General features: G+C 37.5%; 2 protein-coding genes. Both read left to right on the top strand.

The features are described 5' to 3' along the window. Positions 1 to 39 precede the first annotated feature (39 nt). Positions 40 to 438, top strand: a complete 399-nt coding sequence (locus QWZ17_RS23290) for a hypothetical protein (RefSeq protein ID WP_290307723.1) — start codon at positions 40 to 42, stop codon at positions 436 to 438. Positions 439 to 449: 11 nt separating this feature from the next. Then, positions 450 to 1,403: an IS3 family transposase gene (locus QWZ17_RS23285; RefSeq protein ID WP_290307724.1), complete on the top strand. Its 954-nt coding sequence runs from the start codon at positions 450 to 452 to the stop codon at positions 1,401 to 1,403. Positions 1,404 to 1,438: the final 35 nt, after the last annotated feature.

Raw genomic sequence — 1,438 nt, 5'->3', positions numbered from 1 at the left:
TGTCTTGTCCTGAAATAGGTTTACACTAAGTAAACAAAAATGAAAGGACAAAAGACAAGGAAGGAGCGTTTAGCTTCACAGGTTTTTAATGAACCATTTAAGCGAAAAGTATGTGATGAGTATTTACGTACAGGGGTTCCCAAAAGTCATTTATTAGCTAAGTATAACATTAAATACCGTAGTGCTATTCAAACCTGGTTAAAGCAATTAGGTTATGTGGATATCCATCAGAAAGTGCCATATTTGGATATCAAAACCCAACTTGATTTGGCGTCAAAGAAGACCAATAAGCGCACACCCTCATCCGATCAAACGCTCGAACAACGCGTAAAGGAATTAGAGCGATTGTTAGAAGATGAACAACTTCGTTCTGAAGCTTATAAGCGCATGATCGATATTGCCGAGAAAGAGCTTAATATCCCGATCCGAAAAAAGTAAGTTACCAGGTAATCCATGAGATGAAAGACAGTTACACCCGGATCAGTTTGGTCCGGCTCTGTCGGTTACTTGGTGTCACCCGTCAAGCCTATTATCAGCATTTCTGGCATCAGGAATGCGTTAGTGTGGCGGAAAGCCTGGTTTTAGCACAGGTGTCTCAAATTCGCAAACATCACCGGTGTATGGGTGGCAGGAAATTATATGAAATACTCCATCCTTTTCTGCTTGATCATCAGATCAAAATGGGAAGGGACGCGTTATTTAACCTATTGGCTGACAATGGTTTGCTTATTAAAAGAAGACGAAGGCATACGGTTACAACCTTTTCCAATCATTGGTTAAGAAAATGGCCTAACCTAATCAGGGACAAGAAATTAAGCAATGTAAACGAACTGTGGGTAAGCGATATTACTTACTGGAAAATCGGGTCACGACATGCTTATATCAGTTTTATTACTGATGCCTATTCACATAAAATAGTAGGTTATCATGTTGCTGAAACATTGGAAAGTGTAGAAACTATAAAAGCATTGAAAATGGCTTTAAAAGGTGTTACCGGAAGAAACCTTGAGCAATTGATTCATCATTCAGACCGGGGTGTACAATATTGCGCTGCTGATTATGTAAAGCTATTGCAGGATAATAAAATACAGATCAGTATGACTGAAAATGGTGATCCGTTGGAAAATGCCATAGCCGAAAGAATAAACGGCATCCTGAAAAATGAATATCTTAAATACTTTCATGTCGTTAATATCAAAGAAGCCAAAAAGCAATTAGAAACAGCCGTTGCATTATATAATGATCAAAGGCCTCATTTTAGTATCGGCATGCTAACACCGGAAACTGTTCATCAAAACAACCTAAAAACAGAAAAATTATGGAAAAACTATTATGATAAAAACAGTAAAATTGTAAAGCTAATTCAGGACACAAATCAACCTGTAAACTCATTACAGGATTAATCTAAAAACTGTAAACTTTTTTTAGGACGAGACAG

It is taken from the genome of Mucilaginibacter flavus, from assembly GCF_030409315.1.
In the GTDB taxonomy this organism is placed as follows: domain Bacteria; phylum Bacteroidota; class Bacteroidia; order Sphingobacteriales; family Sphingobacteriaceae; genus Mucilaginibacter; species Mucilaginibacter flavus.
The sequence above is the reverse complement of the archived record's forward strand: the minus strand, read 5'-3'. Positions and strand labels throughout refer to the sequence as shown.

What these genes read in the sequence shown, in the direction of transcription:
- QWZ17_RS23290 (WP_290307723.1), top strand. Translation starts at nt 40, where the DNA reads ATGAAAGGACAAAAGACAAGGAAGGAGCGTTTAGCTTCACAGGTTTTT.